This window comes from Streptomyces sp. NPDC006294, from assembly GCF_042870895.1.
Lineage (GTDB): Bacteria > Actinomycetota > Actinomycetes > Streptomycetales > Streptomycetaceae > Streptomyces.
The window spans coordinates 286,105-304,480 of record NZ_JBIAHV010000005.1; the positions used below are offsets into that span (position 1 = coordinate 286,105).

The following is an 18,376-nucleotide window of genomic DNA, read 5'->3' on the forward strand; positions in this document are numbered from 1 at the left end:
GTACCGTCCTTCTCCGGTCGGCTCCTTCGCCAGGGCCTCGCGGCCCGCTGGGCCTGGTCCCGCCTTTTCTCGTCACGCCGCCGCCTGCCCCGCGGTCGCTCTGTCCGCTCCAGCCTCGTCACCCCTCTTCGGCACTCCTCTCCGGCACTCGTCCCGGCGCCCCGCTCCGGAATACGTCCCCGGGGCCGTCCCGGGCCCGGCGGGGCGTAACCGTCCGCCGCTGTGGCCCGGCGTCCCGGACGCCGCGGCGCCCCCGGAGACGTGCTCCGGGGGCGCCGGGACTCCGCCGCGACTGTCGCCGCTCGCGGAGCCGCGCCGGGTCAGTTGCAGGTGGTCACGCTGAGGCTGCTGTCGCCGCACAGCAGCAGACTGGCGCGGCTGCCGGTCTCGACGTCGCCGATGGCCTCTTCCTTCGGGGTGTCCATCGACTGCAGGTCGAGCAGTGTCATGATCTTTCCTCTCGGTTGGGGACGGTGCTACTGACGACCCCGTGACGGGGCCGGTTCTTGGGGGTGGTGCAGCGGCGGCAGGAACGGCAGCTGCGCCGGGCGGTCGCCGAGCGCCGCCGCCAGCGCCAGCAGGCAGCCGGCCGTGCCGGTGGACAGGTCCATCGACAGCCGCATCATCTGCTCGCCGGGAAAGGCCAGTCGGCCTTGGTAGGACATGGCGTGCCAGGCCAGCGAGCGGATCTGACGGCGTACGTCCTCCGCTGTGGTGCCGGGGCCACCCGTGGTGGTGCGCGCGAGGTGCAGGACCATGCCGGCGGCGCCGCGGAAGAGGCCGGGCTGTGCGTAGAACGTGGCCTGCGCGGCCCGGACGATCTCGCGGCGTGCCTGGTCGAAGGTTTCGTCGCGGCGGTGGGCCGCGTAGTCGTCGAGCACCATGCCGATGCCGGCGCTGCCCGCTCCCAGGTAGGGCATCGTGCGCCAGCCCTCGTCCACCTGAAGGGTGCCCGCGGCACCGTGCACGCACCGGGACAGGTCGTCGGTGAGCGCGTCGGCCGCCAGGTCGAGCAGCCCGGTGTCCCCGGTGCGCTCGTGCAGCCGTACGAAGAGCAGCGCCCGTCCGGCGGAACCGTGCAGCAGCCCGGTGCGCCGTGCGCTCCGCCCGGTCCCGGCTCCGGCAGGGACGGGGCGGGCAGTCAGCTCCGCGCAGTGGAGGGCGGCGTCGTGCAGGGCGCTCTCCCCGGTCGCGGCGGCGAGTGCGTCGAAGGCGAGGCCGATTCCGGCCGTACCGCTGTGCAGGTCGGGTGAGAGCGCCGACCAGTCCTGTTCGAGGATCCGGTGGGCGAGTTCCAGGGCCGGGCCGGGGTGTCCGAGCCGGTGAAGGGTCCAGGCGATGCCGGCGAGGCCGTCGTAGAACCCGAGCGGAGTACCCGAGTCGGGTGCCTTGGCGTGGCGCAGCAGCCACTCCTCGGCGGCGGGGCAGGCCGGGGAGCCGCTCTCGCGCAGCGCGTGGAGCACTCCCGCGGTGCCGTAGCCGAAGCTCGCTCCACCGCCCGCGGTCGCGAACTGTGCAATGTCGCCGGGGAAGTAGCGGTCCTCGCGCTCGGGCGTCGCCGACGCCGCGATCGCCTCGGCCATCGAGTCACGGCTGCGCGGCCAGTCGTCAGGTTCCACGGGAAGGAACCGCCCCGTTCGCCTCGCCGTTGTCCGGGAGGGGCCGCCGGCCGGGTCGCGTCCGATCTCCCGTACGGCCTCGTCGAGGAAGGCGCGGGGGACCGGGAAGTGCCGTGCCGCGAGGTCGGCCAGGTGCGCCGCCTTCTCCCGGTCGACGCCGAGCAGGCTGGTGAGCGGCAGGAACAGGGCGATCCGCAGGCAGGCGAGCGCGTAGCGGTCCACATCGATGCCGCGCCGGTCGGCGGGTGCGACGAACGCCGGGTGGGCGACGATCTGCCGGCCGCGCTCCTCCACGGGGCGTGCCGCCTCGAAGTCGAGCAGTACGACGGAACCCTCGTCCTCGGCGACCATGATGTTGAACAGGTGCAGATCGTTGAAGACCACTCCGCGCGCGTGGACGTCGGCCACCGCCTGTTCGACCAGGCCGTGCATCCGTATCGCCCACCGCGTGTACTCGTCCAGCCGCTCGGGTGACGGGTCCGCCTCGATCAGCGGGTGCCGGCGGGCGAAGAAGGAGTTGAGGGGGCGGCCGGCCACGTGCTCGAGAACGAGGAAGTGGTGCTCGCCCAGCACGAAGCTGTCCACGACCTCCGGCGTGCAGGCGAGCCCCGACAGCTGCCGCAGCGCACGGTGTTCCCGTTCCAGGCGGGTCACCGCGTCGGCGCCGTCGGCGGCGAGGCCGGCGTACGGCCGGGCCTCCTTGAGCACGACCCGCGTGCCGGTGGTCTTGTGGTGTGCCTCGTAGACACCGCCGCCGTTGGAGAAGTGCAGCGCCTTGTCGACGGCGTACGGCAGGTCCGTGACGGCCACCGCTCCGCGGGCCTCGACATGGGGCCGCAGATAGCCGGGCGGGGTGATCCACTCGGGTATCCGGAACACCGGTTCACGGGGGTCGGGCACCAGCGTGCCGGCACCGTTCTCGATGGCGGGGCGCAGCTCGCCCCGCTCGTCGTAGCAGTGGCGGCGGGTGAAGCTCCCGTAGCGCAGGTGCACCGGCCCCGCGCCCCAGCGCAGATCGCTGAGGATGTACGGGCCGGGCTCGCCCTCGAGGAGCGCGGCGAGGTCGCCGGCGATCTGTCCGCACCGGTCCTCGTCCGCCGGGTAGACCGTGATGAACTTGCCGCTCGCCGCCCGGTCGGCGTACTTGGCGTTGCGCTGGTGCAGCAGGTAGCGGCTCGGGACGAACTTGAAGGCCACCTCGTGCGCCAGGCAGTACGTCCGGACCTTGGCGAGCACCGACTCCGCGTTGCCGAGGGAGGCGGAGACGTGGATCTTCCAGCCCTGGGACGGCAGGACCCGGTCCGCGGGCCGCAGGGCGAGCCAGTCACCCGTACGGTGGCTGAGCCAGCCCTCGGGGACCGGCAGCCGCGCCGCCTCGTACAGAGAGCTGCCGGTGGTTCCCGCCGCGGACGCCAGGCGGTGCGGCGCGTCGTAGAAGTGCCGGTCGGCGTCGCAGAAGACCGCGTACCCCTTGTTCACGCGCACTCCCTCGGTCGGTGACAGGGATGACGTTGTCACGCGCTGCCAGGCGCCCGACAGTCACCGCTGTCACCTTCCGAACATGCGGTACGCACAGGTAACCAGGGCCGGACGCGACGGGCGGCCCGGCCGAGGGGGTCAGAGGAACGTGGCCTTGCCCGGCCCCTCCTCGACGAAGCTGCGCATCCCCCGCTCCCGGTCCTCCGTGGCGAACAGGCCCGCGAACCAGTTCCGTTCCACCGCGAGCCCCGTCTCGATGTCCGTCTCGAGACCGGTGTCCACCGACTCCTTCGCCGCGCGCAGCGCCAGCGCGGGGCCCTTGGCCAGTGCCGCGGCCCAGGCGTGCGCCTGCGTGTACACCTCGGCGGCGGGAACGACCCGGTCCACCAGGCCGAGGGCGAGGGCCTCTTGGGCCTTCACCATGCGGCCGGTGAAGATCAGGTCCTTGGCGCGCGAGGGGCCGATCAGCCGGGACAGGCGCTGGGTGCCGCCCGCGCCGGGGATCAGGCCGAGCAGGATCTCCGGCTGGCCGAGCTTGGCGTCGTCGGCGGCGATCCGGTAGTCGGCGCAGAGCGCCAGCTCGCAGCCGCCGCCCAGCGCGTAGCCGGTGACGGCCGCGACGACGGGCTTGGGGATACGGGCGACGGCGGTGAAGGACTCCTGCAGGGCGCGGGAGCGCACGATCATCGCCGTGTGGTCCATGTCCTGCATCTCCTTGATGTCCGCGCCCGCCGCGAACACCTTCTCGCCGCCGTAGAGGATGACGGCCCGCACGTCGTCGCGCCGGCCGGCCTCCTCGGCGAGCTCGCGCAGCCGGTCCTGGACGGCGATGTCGAGGGCGTTCATCGGGGGGCGGTCGAGCCTGATGGTGCCGACGCCTTCGGAGACTTCGAATGAAACGGTCATGCGGGAGAGGTTAGTCCGCGTTAACGCGGACGGGCCCGGTGCTGTTGCTCACAGCGCCGGGCCCGTCGGGGCGTGCTACTTCGTCCACTCCGACCAGGGCGTGTTCCAGCCGTTGAGGCCGTTGTCCGGGGCGATCTGCTTGTCCTTGGAGTTCTTCACGATCACCACGTCGCCGATGATCGAGTTGTTGTAGAACCAGGCGGACGGGGTGTTCTTGTCGTACCCGCCGCGCACGTCGCGCAGCCCGACGCAGCCGTGGCTGACGTTCGCGGAGCCGAACGTGCCGGGCGAGGCCCAGTAGTTGCCGTGGATGAAGGTGCCCGAGGTGGACAGCCGCATCGCGTGCGGCACGTCCTTGATGTCGTACTCGCCGCCGAAGCCGACGGTGGCGCCGTTCATCCGGGTCACCTTGTACTTCTCACTGATGACCATCTGCCCGTTGTACGTGGTGGTCGACGGAGCGCCCGCGGTGATCGGGATGCTCTTGATCTCCTTGCCGTCGCGGACGACCTTCATGGTCTTGGCGCTCGCGTCGACGGTGGAGACCTGGCTGCGGCCGATGGTGAACGAGAAGCTCTTGGACTGCATGCCGTACACACCCGGGCGGCCCTCGACGCCGTCCAGGTTGAGTCTGACGGTCACCTCGGTGCCGGGGGCCCAGTACTTCTCGGGGCGGAAGTCGAGACGGTCGTTGCCGAACCAGTGGCCCTCGATCGGCACCGACGGCTCCGCGGTGACCGTGATGGCCTTCTCGACGGCCTCCGGCTCGGTGATGCCGCGGGTGAAGTTGATGGAGACCGGCATGCCGACGCCGACGGTCGTGCCGTGCTCCGGCGTGTAGTGACCGATGAAGGTGTTCTTCGGCACGAGCGTGGTGAAGGTCGTGTCCTTGGCGGACTCCCGGCCCTCCGCGTCCTCGGCGATCGCGTGCACCTTGTACTTGGTCGAGCCGGCCAGGTGGTGCACCGGCTCCCAGCTCGCGCCGTCCGCCGACAGCTTGCCGTCGATCTTCGTGCCCTTGTCGTCCTGGACGACGACCGTGGTCAGCCTGCCCTTCGCCGCGGTGACCCTGAGCGCGCCGCTGGTCGCCACCGCGTCCGCGCCGTCCTTCGGCATGATGGTCACCACCGCCTGGGAGGCCGCGTTCTCGACCGTCCCGGCGCCGCCCTTCGGTCCGGGATCGACGTCCGTCCTGCCGGAGCCGCCGCCCCCGCAGGCCGTCAGTACCAGCATCGCCCCCAGGACCAGACCGGACAGCGCGGCGCCCCCACGCCCGCGTACTCGTCCGGTTCCGGCCGATGCCCCCGATATCGGCTGCCCGTTCACCGTCGTGATCTCCCCTCGCACGGCCTGGCAGCGCCATGGCCCGCCCCCGCGCGCCTCACACGCGCACAATGAGCCAGACAATCACACCGCAGGTCACCGCTTGCGCACCCGGACGTCACCGTTCGGTCCCAAACCTGCGGGGACGTCAGGTCGGAGAGCGGCGGGGGCCGCGGGGGCGTCAGGTCGGAGAGCGGCGGGGGCCGCGGAGGCGTCAGGTCGGAGAGCGGCGGGGGCCGCGGAGGCGTCAGGTCACGGAGGCGGCGGGGCCGCAGGGGGGTCAGCGCAGCGCGGAACCCGCCTTCCACAGCCGCCAGTCCAGGTTCCAGCCGCCGAGGCCGTTGTCCGGTGCGACCGTCTTGTCCTTGGAGCGCAGGACCTCCACCACGTCGCCGATCAGGGTCCGGTCGTAGAACCAGCCGGCCGGCGACTCGCTGCTGCCGCCCTTGTCGTCCCGCAGTCCCACGCAGCCGTGCGAGACGTTGGCCGAGCCGAACGTGTCGGCGGACTCCCAGTAGTTGCCGTGCAGGAAGGTGCCGGAGGTGGTCAGCCGGATGGCGTGCGGCACGTCCTTGATGTCGTACTCGCTCGTGCCGTCCTTCTTGGTGAAGCCGACCGTCGCGCCGTCCATCCGGGTCACGTCGTACATCTCCGTGACCACCATCTTCCCGTTGTACGTCGTGGACTTCGGCGCACCGGCCGTGACGGGAAGGGTCGCCAGCAGCCGTCCGTCGCGCACCACCCGCATGGTGTGCGCCTCGGCGTCGACCTGGGACACCTGGGACCGGCCGACGGTGAAGGAGACGGTCTTCTGCTGGATGCCGTAGACGTCGGGCGCCGCCTCCACGTCGCGCAGCCGCATGTCGACGGTGACCTCGGTGCCCGGCTGCCAGTACGTACGGGGCCGGAAGTCGAGCCGCTCCTTGCCGAACCAGTGGCCGACGACCTCCACCGGCGGGTCGGAGGTGACGCGGATGGCGCGCTCGACGGCCGCCCGGTTCTCGATCTTCCGGTTGAACGCGAAGGAAACGATCATTCCGGTGCCCACGGTCTGGCGGTCCTCCGGTTTGAAGTAGCCGATGAACCGGCTCTCCGGCACCAGGGTCGTGAACGTCGTGTGGCGGGCGGTCCGGCGACCGTGCCCGTCCAGTGCCACCACGTCCACGCTGTACTTGGCGGCGGGCTTCAGCCGGCTTCCCTTCCTGGGTCTCCACCGGAGCCCGTTCTCGGAGATCTCCCCCGCCACCTCGGTCCTGGTGGCGTCCTCGATCCGGGTGACGGTGACCCGCTCCAGCCGGCCGCTCGGCAGCCGCACCTCGACGGGGTCGTCGGGACGCACCTTCTTCGCCCCGTCCTCGGGGGTCACCCGGATCGTGTCCTCCACTCCCGGCTTGTCCCCGACACCGAGGGTCCCGCCGGAGCAGCCGGCGAGGCCCACGATCAGTCCTGCCCCTGCCAGGGCGACCGCGGCCCTGCGCCCTGCCCGCATCAGTACATGTCTCACGTACCGGTCAACGACGACCACCCCGCGCGGGCAACGACGGCGGCGGGCGATGTTGGGAGTCGGGCGGCGCGGGCAGAAATGGTGGGAGGACCACGCGTGGGGTGCCGCGGCCGGGACGCCGCGGGCCAGCCCACCGGAGCCCCGGGGCCTGGGAGTACCTCCAGCAGGGCCCGACGAGCCGCGGGAGGCCGGCAGGTGTCGAGCGCAGCCGAGCAGGAAACGGTGCGGGAGGAGGTGCCGGGCGAACCGCCCGGCACCCGTTCGGCGGTGGCCGGCGAGGCGGCGCGCCGCCCGGGGCCGGACACGGCCCGTGGCCGGCCACCGGTGTGGCCGGGGGCGCCGACGCCGCTGGGCGCGCGGTACCGGGTGGGGCCCGATGGGGTCGCGGGGACCAACTTCGCCCTGTGGGCGGGCGGCGCGGAAGGGGTGGAGCTCTGCCTCTTCGACGAGTCCGGGGCGGAGACCCGGCTGCCGCTCACCGAACTGACCCACGAGATCTGGCACGGCTTCGTGCCCGGCGTCGGCCCCGGCCGGCGCTACGGCTACCGGGTGCACGGCCGCTGGGACCCCTGGACCGGGGCACGCTGGAACCCGGGGAAGCTGTTGCTCGATCCGTACGCGCGCGCGGTCGACGGGGACTTCCGGCTGCCGCCCGAGGTGTACGGGCACGTCCGCGACTGGCCGGAGCAGCATGTCGCCGACACCGTGCGCGACGACCGGGACTCCGCCCCGTACGTGCCCAAGGGCGTGGTCGTCCACGACGACGCCGGCGGCGACGAGTGGATGGACGACCGCAGGCCCAAGACGCCGTGGGCGGACTCGGTCATCTACGAAGTGCACGTACGCGGGTTCACCAAGCGCCACCCGGGCATCCCCGAGGAGCTGCGCGGCACGTACGCGGGGCTCGCCCACCCGGCGGCGGTCGAGCACCTGGTGCGGCTCGGGGTGACGGCGGTGGAGCTGCTGCCGGTGCACCAGTTCGCGCACGAGGACCATCTGCTGCGGCGCGGGCTCGTCAACTACTGGGGCTACAACTCCATCGGCTACTTCGCCCCGCACGCGGCGTACGCGGCGTCGGGCACGGCGGGGCAGCAGGTCGGCGAGTTCAAGCGGATGGTGCGCGCGCTGCACGCCGCCGGCATCGAGGTCATCCTCGACGTGGTCTACAACCACACCGCGGAGGCGGGCGAGCTGGGGCCGATGCTGTCCCTGCGCGGCATCGACAACCGCGGCTACTACCGCCTCCAGCAGGACGCCCGGCGGTACGCCGACTACACCGGGTGCGGCAACACCCTGCACGTGGTGCAGCCGCAGGTGCTGCGGCTCATCACCGACTCGCTGCGCTACTGGGTGACCGAGATGGGCGTCGACGGCTTCCGTTTCGACCTGGCCGCGGCGCTGGCCCGCTCGATGCACGACGTCGACATGCTGTCCCCCTTTCTCGCCGTCATCGCGCAGGACCCGGTGCTGCGGCGGGTGAAGCTGATCGCCGAGCCGTGGGACGTCGGCAGCGGCGGCTACCAGGTCGGCGCGTTCCCGCCGCTGTGGACCGAGTGGAACGACCGCTACCGCGACGCCGTACGGGACTTCTGGCGCGGCGCCCTCCCCGACGTCCGCGACCTCGGCTACCGGCTGTCGGGCTCCAGCGACCTGTACGCCTGGGGCGGCCGGCGGCCGTACGCGTCGATCAACTTCATCACCGCCCACGACGGCTTCACCCTCCGCGACCTGGTGAGTTACGAGCGCAAGCACAACGAGGCCAACGGCGAGGGCAACCGGGACGGGACGAACGACAACCGGTCCTGGAACTGCGGCGCGGAGGGCGAGAGCGACGACCCGGACGTCAACGCGCTGCGCCGCCGGCAGCTGCGCAACCTGCTGACCACGCTGCTGCTGTCGACGGGTGTCCCGATGCTCGTCGCGGGCGACGAGATGGGCCGCACCCAGCACGGCAGCAACAACGCCTACTGCCAGGACAACGAGATCAGCTGGCTGGACTGGTCACTGCTCGACGAGCCGGGGCCGGCGGGTCTGCTGGAGCTCACCCGGCGCCTCCTCGCGCTGCGCCACGCCCATCCGGTGCTGCGCAGGCGCGCCTTCTTCTCCGGCCGCCCGCAGGCGGCGGACGGGCTGCGGGACCTCGCCTGGTTCACCGCGGACGGCGGGGAGATGACCGAGGGCGACTGGTACGCCCGGTCCGCCACGCTCGCCCTGTACCTCTCCGGGCGGGACATCCCGGGCCGGGACGCGCGCGGGGAACAGGTCGCGGACGACAGCTTCCTGACGGTCCTGCACGCGGGCGCGGAGCCGGTGGACTTCCGTCTGCCGGGCCCGCCGTGGGCCGAGGCGTACGAGCTGGTGGTCGACACCTCGCTGGAGGAGCAGACGGCCGCGCCGGGCACGGTCCACACGGGGGGTGCGGCGGTGCGGGTGCCGGCGCGGTCGGTGCTGCTGCTGCGGGTGCGGGAGTGAGCAGTACGGGCCTGCGGGTGCGGGCCCTGAGGGATGCGGCCGGTCAGCCGAGGATGCCGCGGTCGTACGCCAGGGCCACCGCGGCGGCGCGGTCCTTGGCGCCGAGCTTGGCGAAGATGTGGGTGAGGTGGGTCTTGACCGTGGCCTCGCTGATGAACAGTTCGCGGGCGATCTCGCGGTTGGAGGTGCCCTTCGCCACCAGCGCCAGCACCTCCCGCTCGCGCGCCGACAGCTGTTCGCCGCCCGGTGCGGGGGGCGTGCGCACATGCGAGACGAGCCGGGAGGCGACCGCGGGCGAGAGCACCGTACGGCCCTCCGCGGCGGCCCGGACCGCCGTGAACAGCTCGTCGCGGGGCGCGTCCTTGAGGAGGTAGCCCGTCGCGCCGGCCTCGATGGCGGGCAGCGTGTCGGTGTCCGTGTCGTACGTGGTGAGCACCAGGACCCGGGACCGGGCGCCGCGGCGGGCCAGCTCCGCGATGGCGGCCACTCCCCCGCCGCCGGGCATCCGCAGGTCCATGAGGACGACGTCGGGGTCGAGGCGGAGCGTGAGTTCGACACCCGACTCGCCGTCGCCCGCCTCGCCGAGGACGCGGAAGCCGGGCGCGGAGTCGAACATGCCGCGCAGGCCGTCCCGTACGACGGGGTGGTCGTCGACGACGATCAGGGTGATCGTCGTCCCGGTCCCGGTCGTCGTCTCGGTGGACGCGGTGGACGCGGTGGTCCCGGTGGTCTCGTCAGCCATGGCGGACCAACGGTACGCGAGCCGAGACGGCGGTCCCCTGGCCGGGCTCCGACTCGACGGTGACGGTGCCCGCGATCCGTTCCGCGCGGGCCCGCATACCGTTCAGACCGAAGCCGCCGGAGCCCGAACGGGGCGGCACCGCCGACGGGTCGAAGCCGCGGCCGTCGTCGCGGACGTCGAGGGTGAGTTCGTCGCCCATGAAGGACAGGGTGACGCCGGCCCGGGTCGCCTCCGCGTGCCTTGCGGTGTTGGCGAGGGCCTCCTCCGCGATCCGCAGCAGGGTGGCGGCCACCTCGTCGTGCAGGCCCTCCTCGGTGCCGGTGACGGCGAACCGGGCCCGGACGCCGGTGCGTTCGGACCACTCGGCGACGGTCCTCTTCAGCGCCTCCGGCAGCGCGGCGTGCTCCAGCGCCGCCGGCGCGAGGTTCTGCACCGAGCGGCGGGCCTCGCCGAGGCTGTGGCGGGCCAGCGCGGAGGCCCGGGCGAGGTGCTGTGCGGCCAGATCGGGATCGTCGGTGGAGGTGACGACCTGGAGCTGGGTGATGATGCCGGCCAGGCCCTGCGCGATGGTGTCGTGGATCTCGGCGGCGAGGCGGCCGCGTTCGTCGGCGACGCCCGCCTCGCGCGCCTGGACGAGAAGTTGTGCGTGGAGCCCGGCGTTCTCCTCGAGGGCGCGCTCCAGGCGGGCGTTGGTGTCCTCCAGCGCCTGGATGGTGGCCACGCGCTGCTGGGCCCGTTCGGCCTCATGGGTGCCGAGGCGGGTGAAGAGCACGCAGAGCGCGGCGTTGAGGACGTAGAGACCGCCGAACAGGATGCCCTGGGACGCCGAGACGGGCGGCAGTCCGCCCGACTGTCCCCCGGCCATCGTGAGCGCCGTGAACAGCAGCCCCGGATAGACCCATCGGCGGGGCAGCAGATGCCCGGTGTCGAAGTATCCGGCGACGGCGTAGACGGAGAAGAGCGGGTTGAGCAGGGTGAGCCCGAAGGCGAGCACGGCCCGCAGCACGTAGTAGATCCGGCCGGGCAGCGCCTGGTCGCCCTCGTCCGGCGGCCGCAGCGCCCACCACCCTTGCAGGGCGGCGGCCGCGACAGCCAGTACGGCGGCGGCGTACAGCTCGCCGGTGGACATGAATCCGCCGGCGACCGCGCCGCCGACCACGACGGCGAGTGCGAGCAGGGCGAAGGGTCCGTAGCGGTAGAACTGCGTCCAGCGCTCGTCGACCGGTACGGCCGCTTCCCGCTCGGGCGCCGTGTGGGACCGTTTCATGCGCCAAGTCTCGCGTACCGGCACGCCCTCACTCCCAGCGGAACCAGCGGACGGCCGCCGCCGTGAGCAGGACGGTCCACAGCGCGGTGACGCCCAGATCCGCCCAGGCCGGCCAGCTGCCCGCGGCGGCCCGGTCGAGGGCCTGGGACGCGGCGCCCAGCGGGGTGAACTCCACGATGCGCTGCAGGGTGCCGGGCATGGTCTGCACGGGCAGCCAGACGCCGGCCGTGAACATGGACGGGAAGAAGGCCACCGAGCCGACGGCGGTCGCGATCTTCTGGGTGCGGGACACCGCGCAGACCGTCGCGCCCAGCGCCAGCGCGCAGCCGGCGGTCAGCAGCATGGCCAGTGCGTAGCCGGCGGGCCGCCCCGGCAGCGGCACGTCGAAGGCGAGGCGGCCCACGGCCAGCGCGAGAAGGGCGGAGGCGACGGCGGCCGCGCCGTGCAGCACGAGCTGGGCGGTCAGCAGGGCGGCCGGCCGGACCGGGGTGGTCGACATCCGGCGCAGGATGCCGCGTTCGCGGTAGCCGGTGAGGATCGGCGGCATGGCCTGCAGTCCGGCCATGATCATGGCGAGCAGCGCCGCGATCGGCACGTACAGGTCGATCACGCGCCGGCCGCCGATGTCGTCGGACGCCTCACGGAACGACGGGATCAGGCCGAGGATCGTCATGAGCAGGGTCGGGAAGAGCAGGATCCAGAAGAGCGAGCCGGGTTCGCGGAGGAACAGCCGGGCCTCGGTCCGCAGCACGGCGGCGGACGCGGACGTGCGGGCGGGAGCGTTCGTGGTGGTCGTGGCGGTCATCGTGCGTTCTCCTCCGTGAGGTCCAGGAACGCGTCGTCCAGGGTCGTCTCGGACACGCGGAGCCGGCCGGCGGTGATGCCGCGCCCGGCCAGCAGCGAGGTCACGGCGGTGACGGTCTCGTCGGTGCCGTGGACGACGACCCGGCCGTCCTTGGTCTCGACGGAGGCGGCGTGCGGCAGCGCGGCCAGTTCCCGCTCGTCGAGCGGGGCGGACGGCGTGAAGGAGATGACGGTCGACGCGGCGGACCGGCCGATCAGCCCGGCCGGGGTGTCGAGCGCGGCGACCCTGCCCTTGTCGATGACCGCGATCCGGTCGCAGAGGCGCTGCGCCTCCTCCATGAAGTGCGTGACGAGGAGAACGGTGACGCCCGAGTCCCGCACCTCCTCGATCAGTCGCCAGGTGTCCCGGCGGGCGCGCGGGTCGAGGCCGGTGGTGAGCTCGTCGAGGACGACGACGCGCGGGTTGCCGATGAGGGCCAGCGCGATGGACAGCCGCTGCTTCTGGCCGCCGGACAGCTTCGCGAACCGGATGGTGAGCCTGTCCGCCAGGCCGAGCCGTTCGGCCAGCGGCCGCCAGTCGGCCGGGTGTTCGTAGAAGGAGGCGTAGAGCTCCAGCGCCTCCCGCACGGTCAGCTTGGGCTGCAGTTCGCTTTCCTGGAGCTGTGCGCCGAGCAGCCGGGTGACCTGCTCGTGGTCGGCCACCGGGTCGAGCCCGGCGACCCTGACCGTGCCCGCGTCGGGGATCCGCAGCCCCTCGACGCATTCGACGGTGGTGGTCTTGCCCGCGCCGTTCGGCCCCAGGATCCCGAAGATCTCACCCTCCTCGACGGCGAAGTCCACTCCGTCGACGGCGGGGCGGCCGCCGTAGGCCTTGTGCAGGCCCTTCACTTCCACGATCGTCATGCCGGGCAGCCTCCCGCGCGGCGGGCGCCCGGGACATCGTCCATCGCGCTCGAAGCGGCATCGGCCGATCGGTTGACACGGGCCTACGACTGACACGGGTCTACGACTGACAGGGCCTGCGACCATGGTGGCGGCCAGGGTGACCTTGGCCCGAAGCTGCCCCGTCCGGCGGAAAACCACATGAGCGGTGTCAGTGGTGAATCGTAGGCTCACACCTGATGCCCACCACACATTCCGTTACCGAGGACCGCTCCGCCGTGCGTTCGCTCCTGCGGCTGTGGCCGTATGTCCGGCCGGTCCGTACGCGCCTGTTCAGTGCGGCTTTCGTCGCCGTCGTGGCCTCGTGCCTGAGCCTTGTCATCCCGCTGGTGCTGAAGTGGATCGTCGACGGCCCCGTCGCCGGCCGGGACCCGGGCGGGGTCTGGTTCGGCGCGCTCCTCCTGCTGGTGCTGGGCGTCGCGGAGGCGGTCCTGTTCGGATTCCGGCGGTGGCTGGTGGCCCGGCCGCTCGCCGGCGTCGAGGCGGCCATGCGGGCCGACCTGTTCCGGCATCTGCAGCGCCTCCCGGTGGCCTTCCACGACCGCTGGGCCTCGGGCCAGCTGCTGTCGCGGGGCACGACGGACCTGATGCTGCTCCGGATGTTCCTGGCGTTCCCGCTGACCTTCCTGCTCGTCAACGGCACCACGATCCTCGTCGGGTTCGTCATCCTGCTCGGGCAGGAGTGGACGCTCGGACTGGTCCTGCTCGTTCCGGTCCTGCCGCTGGTCCTCGTCTGCTCGCTGTTCGAGGCGAAGTACTCCCTGGTCGCGCGCAAGGCGCAGGACCAGGTGGGTGATCTGACGACGGTCGTCGAGGAGAGCGTCCTCGGCATCAGGATCATCAAGGGCTTCGGCCGGCACCGCAGTCAGGCCCGGGCGTTCCGCGCCCTGTCGCAGCGGCTGCACGGCACGGAGCTCGGCAAGGCCCGGCTGCTGGGCGGCGTCTGGGCGCTGATCACCATCATTCCCGAACTGGCCATCGGCGCGGCCCTGGTGCTGGGCACCGTCCAGGTCGCGGACGGCGGCCTCTCGGCGGGCACGCTCGTGGCGTTCCTGTCGACGGCGCTGGCGCTGCGCTGGCCGGTGGAGTCGATCGGCTTCCTGCTGGCCATGAGCCAGGAGGCGGCGACCGCGGCGGACCGGTACTTCGAGGTGCTGGACTCCGAGGAGGAGCGCGAGACGCACCGCGCCGGTGCCGCCCCGGCCGGGACAGGGGCGGACGGCGGGCTGCGTTTCGACGGCGTCGAGTTCCGCTACCCCGACGCCGCCGAGGACAGCGAGCCCGTCCTCGCCCGGATCGACCTGCACGTGCGCCCCGGCGAGACGATGGCCCTGGTCGGCGGCACGGGCAGCGGCAAGACCACGCTGACCGCGCTCGTACCGCGGCTGTACGAGCCGACCGGCGGCCGGATCACGCTCGACGGGCAGGACATCACCGCCGTCCCGCGCGAGCGGCTGCGGGAGCTGGTGTCGGTCGCCTTCGAGGAGCCGACGCTGTTCTCCGCGACCGTCGCCGAGAACGTCCTGATGGGCGCCCCGGCCGGCGCCGGCGACACGGACCTGCGCCGCGCCCTGGACATCGCGCAGGCCGGTTTCGTGGACGCGCTGCCGCACGGCGCGGCCACCCAGGTCGGCGAGCAGGGCCTGAGCCTGTCCGGCGGTCAGCGCCAGCGTCTCGCGCTGGCGCGCGCCGTCGTCGGCCGGCCGCGCTTCCTGGTCCTCGACGACCCGCTCTCGGCGCTCGACGTGCACACGGAGGCGCTGGTCGAGGCGGCGCTGCGCCGGGTCCTCGCGGACACCACCGCGCTGGTGGTGGCCCACCGGCCGTCGACGGTGATGCTCGCGGACCGTGTCGCCCTGCTGTCCCAGGGCCGCATCGCGGCGGTGGGCACGCACCAGGAACTGCTGCGTACGAACGCGGAGTACGCATGGCTGATGTCCGGCGCGGACGCCGAGCGAAGCGCGGACGCCGAAGGGATCACACTGTGACGACGACACCCCCGACGACGCCTCCGCCGCCCGCGGAGACCGTGCCGGACGGCCCCGGCGCCGTCCAGGACCCCGCGACCGCTCCCGGCCGTAAGGACGCCCCCGCCGTCGAGGACCCGTTCGACAAGGACGCCCTCCCCGCGCCGCCCGGCGCCACCGGCGCGCTGCTGCGCTCCCTGCTCGCGCCCCGCCGCGCCCGGGTCGTGCTCGCCGCCGTGCTGCTGCTCCTCCAGCAGGCGGCGGTGCAGGCGGGCCCGCTGCTCGTGGCGTACGCGATCGACCGCGGCGTCCCCGCGCTGCGCGCGGACGACTACGGCCCGCTGATCGCCGTCGGCGCGGGGTACGCACTGTGCTCGGTGGCCGCGGGAGTGTTCCAGTACGCCTTCATCCGCGCCTCCGCCCGGGTCAACCAGGACGTGCTGCTCGATCTGCGCGGCCGGATCTTCCGTCACGCGCAGGCGCTGAGCGTCGACTTCCACGAGCGGTACACCTCCGGCCGGCTGATCTCCCGCTCGACGACGGACGTCGAGTCGCTGCGCGAGCTGCTGAGCGAAGGGCTGCAGGAACTCATCGGCGTGGTGCTCGCCTTCGTGTACATCTCGGCGATGCTGCTCTGGCTGGACCTCGGCATCGGCGGCCTGGCCGTCCTGTCGTTCGTCCCGCTCTACCTGCTGGTACGGCTCTACCAGCGCCGGGCCAAAACGGTGTTCATGAACCGCTCGACGGCGATCGCGGCGGTCATCGTCAAGTTCGCGGAGACGATGAACGGCATCCGCCCGGTGCGGGCCTTCCGGCGGGAGCGGGCCAACGAAGCCGCCTTCGAGGTGCTCAACCACCACCACGAGCGCCGCAACGGCGACGCGCTGCTGGAGATGGCCCGCTATGTCGTCGGCTCCCGGCTCGTCGCCAACACCGCCGTCGCGGCGATCGTGCTGTGGGGCGCGTACCGGGTCGCCGACGGCACGCTGGCGCTCGGCGTGCTGGCGGCGGCGGTGCTGTATCTGCGGCGGCTGTACGACCCGATCGACCGGCTCGGGATGTTCCTCAACTCCTACCAGTCGGCGGCCGCTTCGCTGGAGAAGATCGCGGGCCTGCTGGCCCAGACGCCGACCGTGCCGGAGGCGCCCGAGCCCCGCACGCTGCCCGAGCGTGACTCCGGCAGGCCGGGCCGCGAGGTCGTCTTCGAGCAGGTCCGCTTCGCCTACCGTACGGGCGGCGAGGTGCTGCCCCGCTTCGATCTGACCGTCCCGGCCGGGCAGACCGTCGCGGTTGTCGGCTCCACCGGCGCCGGCAAGTCGACGCTGGCCAAGCTGCTGGCCCGGTTCTACGACCCGACCGAGGGCCGGGTGCTGCTCGACGGCACCGACCTGCGCGACCTGGCCGTGCCCGAACTGCGGCGCGGCGTGGTGATGGTGACACAGGAGGCGTTCCTGTTCTCCGGGACGGTCGCGGAGAACATCGCGATCGGCCGGCCGGAGGCGACGCGGGCGGACATCGAACAGGCCGCGAAGGCGATCGGCGCGCACGAGTTCATCGCGTCGCTGCCGGAGGGGTACGACACGGACGTGCGCAAGCGCGGCGGGCGGATCTCGGCGGGCCAGCGGCAGTTGGTGGCCTTCGCCCGGGCGCTGCTGGCCGACCCGGCGGTGCTGATCCTCGACGAGGCGACGAGTTCGCTGGACATCCCCGGCGAGCGGGCGGTGCAGCGGGCGATGGACACGGTGCTCCAGGGCCGTACGGCGGTGGTGATCGCGCACCGGCTGTCGACGGTCGAGATCGCGGACCGGGTGCTGGTGATGGAGCACGGCCGGATCGTCGAGGACGGCACTCCGGAGGAACTGATCGGCGGCGAGGGCCGGTTCGCGGGCCTGCACCGGGCATGGCGCGACAGCGTGGTGAGCTGAGCTCCAGGGTCCGCGTGCGCCGGTCCGGTACGAGGAAGGGCCGGTCCTCGCGGACACGGCGGCCGGGGCCGTGAGTCAGGACTGACGAGCGGCCGCGGCCTCCGCCCGGATGCCGACCAGCAACAGCCGCAGCCCGAACCGGAACTGCTCGACGCCCCCGACGGCGAACAGTTCGTCCCCGGCGGCACGGGCCCCGGGCAGCGCGTCGACCATGTCCCGCACCTGGTCCCAGCGGCGGTCCCGCGTCCCGGCCTGCACGGCCATCGCCAGGGAGGAGGCCAGGTGGGCGACGAGCGTCTGGAAGCTCCGTACGGCGGTGGCGGGCGGCAGTCCGGCGGTGGTGAGCGCCTCCAGCATCCCCGCGGCGAGCCGCCGCCCGTGTTCCCCCAGCGGCGGGCGCGCGGCCATGTGCGCCGTGATCCCGGGGTGCCGGACGGCTGCCTCCCGTACGGCGGTTGCCGTGGCCGCGACCCGCTCGTCCCACGGAAGCGCCGGGTCGGGGTCCTCGACCTCCGAGAGGGCCAGGTCGGCGACCGCGTCGAGCAGGGCGTCGCGGTTGGCGAAGTGGCGGTAGAGCGCCATGGGGTCGCAGCCGAGTTCGCCGGCGATCCGGCGCATCGTCATGGCGTCGGCACCGCCGCCACGGTCGCCCACGTCCAGGGCGGTGCGGACGATCAGTCCCGGATTGAGGAAGCGTGTCTTGCCCATGCCTGGCATTTTGCCACGCAGTAAGTCTACGCTGTAGACAACTTGCCGCCGCCCCTCCGCTCCACCGTCGAAGGAGACAGGATCCGTGCGCACCATCCTCACCTCCGCCGCCCGCTGCGTGGCCGCCCTCATCGCCCTCGGGACCCTGCTGAACCTCCTGGTACGAGGCGTGGACGCGGCCTTCGTCGTCCCGGACGTACTGGTGACCGCCGCCCTCGCCGTGGCGGCAGTCCTGCCGGTGCGGCACGCGGTCCCGGCTCTGGTGTCGGCGTTCGGCCTGGCCTCAGGCGTCTTCACCGTGGCGTTCTTCGCGTACATCGCCAGGGGCGGGTTCGGCGCGGGGGTCCTGGTCTTCGATCTCGTCTGCGTGACCATGACGGCCCTGCTGTCCTGGCGCATCACCCTGCCGGCCCGCTGCGGCCCGCAGGCCGCCGCCCGGACTCACGCCTTCATGGAGTGACGCCCCGCGCCGACCGGGGCACCGCCAGGCCACTTGAACGCTGCGGCGCGCCGCACTCCGCGTCGAGATCGACGCCGGCACCCCGCGCTGCTCGGGGAACGGAATGAGCCACACCCGGGAACGCCCTCCGGACCGCCGAGCACCTTCCGCTCAACGTCCCGTTCACAGCCGCGTACTTGCGCGTGAACATCCACTCGCTTTCCGGGGCGGGCCCGGAGGAATGACCGACTCCCCGCGACGACGGCCCGCGAAACGTCC

Annotated in this window: 14 protein-coding genes; 4 read left to right on the forward strand and 10 right to left on the reverse strand. The window is 72.7% G+C overall.

The features are described 5' to 3' along the window. Positions 1–320: 320 nt before the first annotated feature. The 5 genes from ACFYOP_RS11135 to ACFYOP_RS11155 form a co-directional block, all read right to left on the reverse strand. Complete coding sequence (locus ACFYOP_RS11135) at positions 321–449, reverse strand: SapB/AmfS family lanthipeptide (RefSeq protein ID WP_356892789.1); 129 nt, start codon at positions 447–449, stop codon at positions 321–323. Positions 450–476: 27 nt separating this feature from the next. After that, entirely contained in the window at positions 477–3,098 is a 2,622-nt protein-coding gene (lanKC, locus tag ACFYOP_RS11140; protein ID WP_356892787.1) for a class III lanthionine synthetase LanKC, read from the reverse strand. A 138-nt stretch (positions 3,099–3,236) separates the two neighbouring features. After that, positions 3,237–4,004: an enoyl-CoA hydratase/isomerase family protein gene (locus tag ACFYOP_RS11145; RefSeq protein ID WP_356892785.1), complete on the reverse strand. Its 768-nt coding sequence runs from the start codon at positions 4,002–4,004 to the stop codon at positions 3,237–3,239. Positions 4,005–4,079: 75 nt separating this feature from the next. Then, a complete protein-coding gene (locus ACFYOP_RS11150; RefSeq protein ID WP_356892783.1) occupies positions 4,080–5,330 on the reverse strand; it encodes an Ig-like domain-containing protein in 1,251 nt (416 codons plus the stop codon). Positions 5,331–5,607: 277 nt separating this feature from the next. Next, positions 5,608–6,831, reverse strand: coding sequence for an Ig-like domain-containing protein (locus ACFYOP_RS11155; protein ID WP_356892781.1), 1,224 nt, complete (start codon positions 6,829–6,831; stop codon positions 5,608–5,610). 195 nt (positions 6,832–7,026) lie between these two features. On the opposite strand from ACFYOP_RS11155, the gene glgX reads away from it, so the two are divergent. Further along, complete coding sequence (gene glgX / locus ACFYOP_RS11160; RefSeq protein ID WP_356892779.1) at positions 7,027–9,303, forward strand: glycogen debranching protein GlgX; 2,277 nt, start codon at positions 7,027–7,029, stop codon at positions 9,301–9,303. 43 nt (positions 9,304–9,346) lie between these two features. Here glgX and ACFYOP_RS11165 read toward each other — a convergent pair whose 3' ends face one another. Genes ACFYOP_RS11165 through ACFYOP_RS11180 form a run of 4 tightly spaced genes read right to left on the reverse strand, consistent with a single transcriptional unit; the run spans position 9,347 to position 13,019 of the window. Further along, on the reverse strand, positions 9,347–10,045 hold the full coding sequence (locus tag ACFYOP_RS11165; RefSeq protein WP_356892777.1) for a response regulator transcription factor: 699 nt from the start codon (positions 10,043–10,045) through the stop codon (positions 9,347–9,349). Then, positions 10,038–11,312 carry a sensor histidine kinase gene (locus ACFYOP_RS11170; RefSeq protein ID WP_356892775.1) on the reverse strand — a complete coding sequence of 425 codons (1,275 nt, stop codon included), beginning with the start codon at positions 11,310–11,312 and terminating at the stop codon, positions 10,038–10,040. Before ACFYOP_RS11170 ends, ACFYOP_RS11165 begins: the two co-directional genes overlap by 8 nt. Before the next feature lie 28 nt (positions 11,313–11,340). Beyond that, positions 11,341–12,117: an ABC transporter permease gene (locus ACFYOP_RS11175; protein WP_356892774.1), complete on the reverse strand. Its 777-nt coding sequence runs from the start codon at positions 12,115–12,117 to the stop codon at positions 11,341–11,343. Next, positions 12,114–13,019, reverse strand: a complete 906-nt coding sequence (locus ACFYOP_RS11180) for an ABC transporter ATP-binding protein (RefSeq protein ID WP_356892772.1) — start codon at positions 13,017–13,019, stop codon at positions 12,114–12,116. Before ACFYOP_RS11180 ends, ACFYOP_RS11175 begins: the two co-directional genes overlap by 4 nt. 218 nt (positions 13,020–13,237) lie before the next feature. Here ACFYOP_RS11180 and ACFYOP_RS11185 point away from each other — a divergent pair, with 218 nt between their 5' ends. Continuing rightward, entirely contained in the window at positions 13,238–15,046 is a 1,809-nt protein-coding gene (locus ACFYOP_RS11185) for an ABC transporter ATP-binding protein (protein ID WP_356892770.1), read from the forward strand. Next, positions 15,043–16,950 carry an ABC transporter ATP-binding protein gene (locus ACFYOP_RS11190; protein ID WP_388451304.1) on the forward strand — a complete coding sequence of 636 codons (1,908 nt, stop codon included), beginning with the start codon at positions 15,043–15,045 and terminating at the stop codon, positions 16,948–16,950. The genes ACFYOP_RS11185 and ACFYOP_RS11190 overlap by 4 nt, the downstream gene beginning before the upstream one ends. Before the next feature lie 75 nt (positions 16,951–17,025). On the opposite strand, the gene ACFYOP_RS11195 is transcribed toward ACFYOP_RS11190, so the two are convergent. Then, the gene (locus ACFYOP_RS11195; protein WP_356892768.1) at positions 17,026–17,658 is read right to left on the reverse strand and encodes a TetR/AcrR family transcriptional regulator C-terminal domain-containing protein; all 633 of its coding nucleotides are present in this window, start codon (positions 17,656–17,658) and stop codon (positions 17,026–17,028) included. 85 nt (positions 17,659–17,743) lie between these two features. Here ACFYOP_RS11195 and ACFYOP_RS11200 point away from each other — a divergent pair, with 85 nt between their 5' ends. Continuing rightward, a complete protein-coding gene (locus ACFYOP_RS11200; RefSeq protein WP_356892766.1) occupies positions 17,744–18,118 on the forward strand; it encodes a hypothetical protein in 375 nt (124 codons plus the stop codon). Positions 18,119–18,376: the final 258 nt, after the last annotated feature.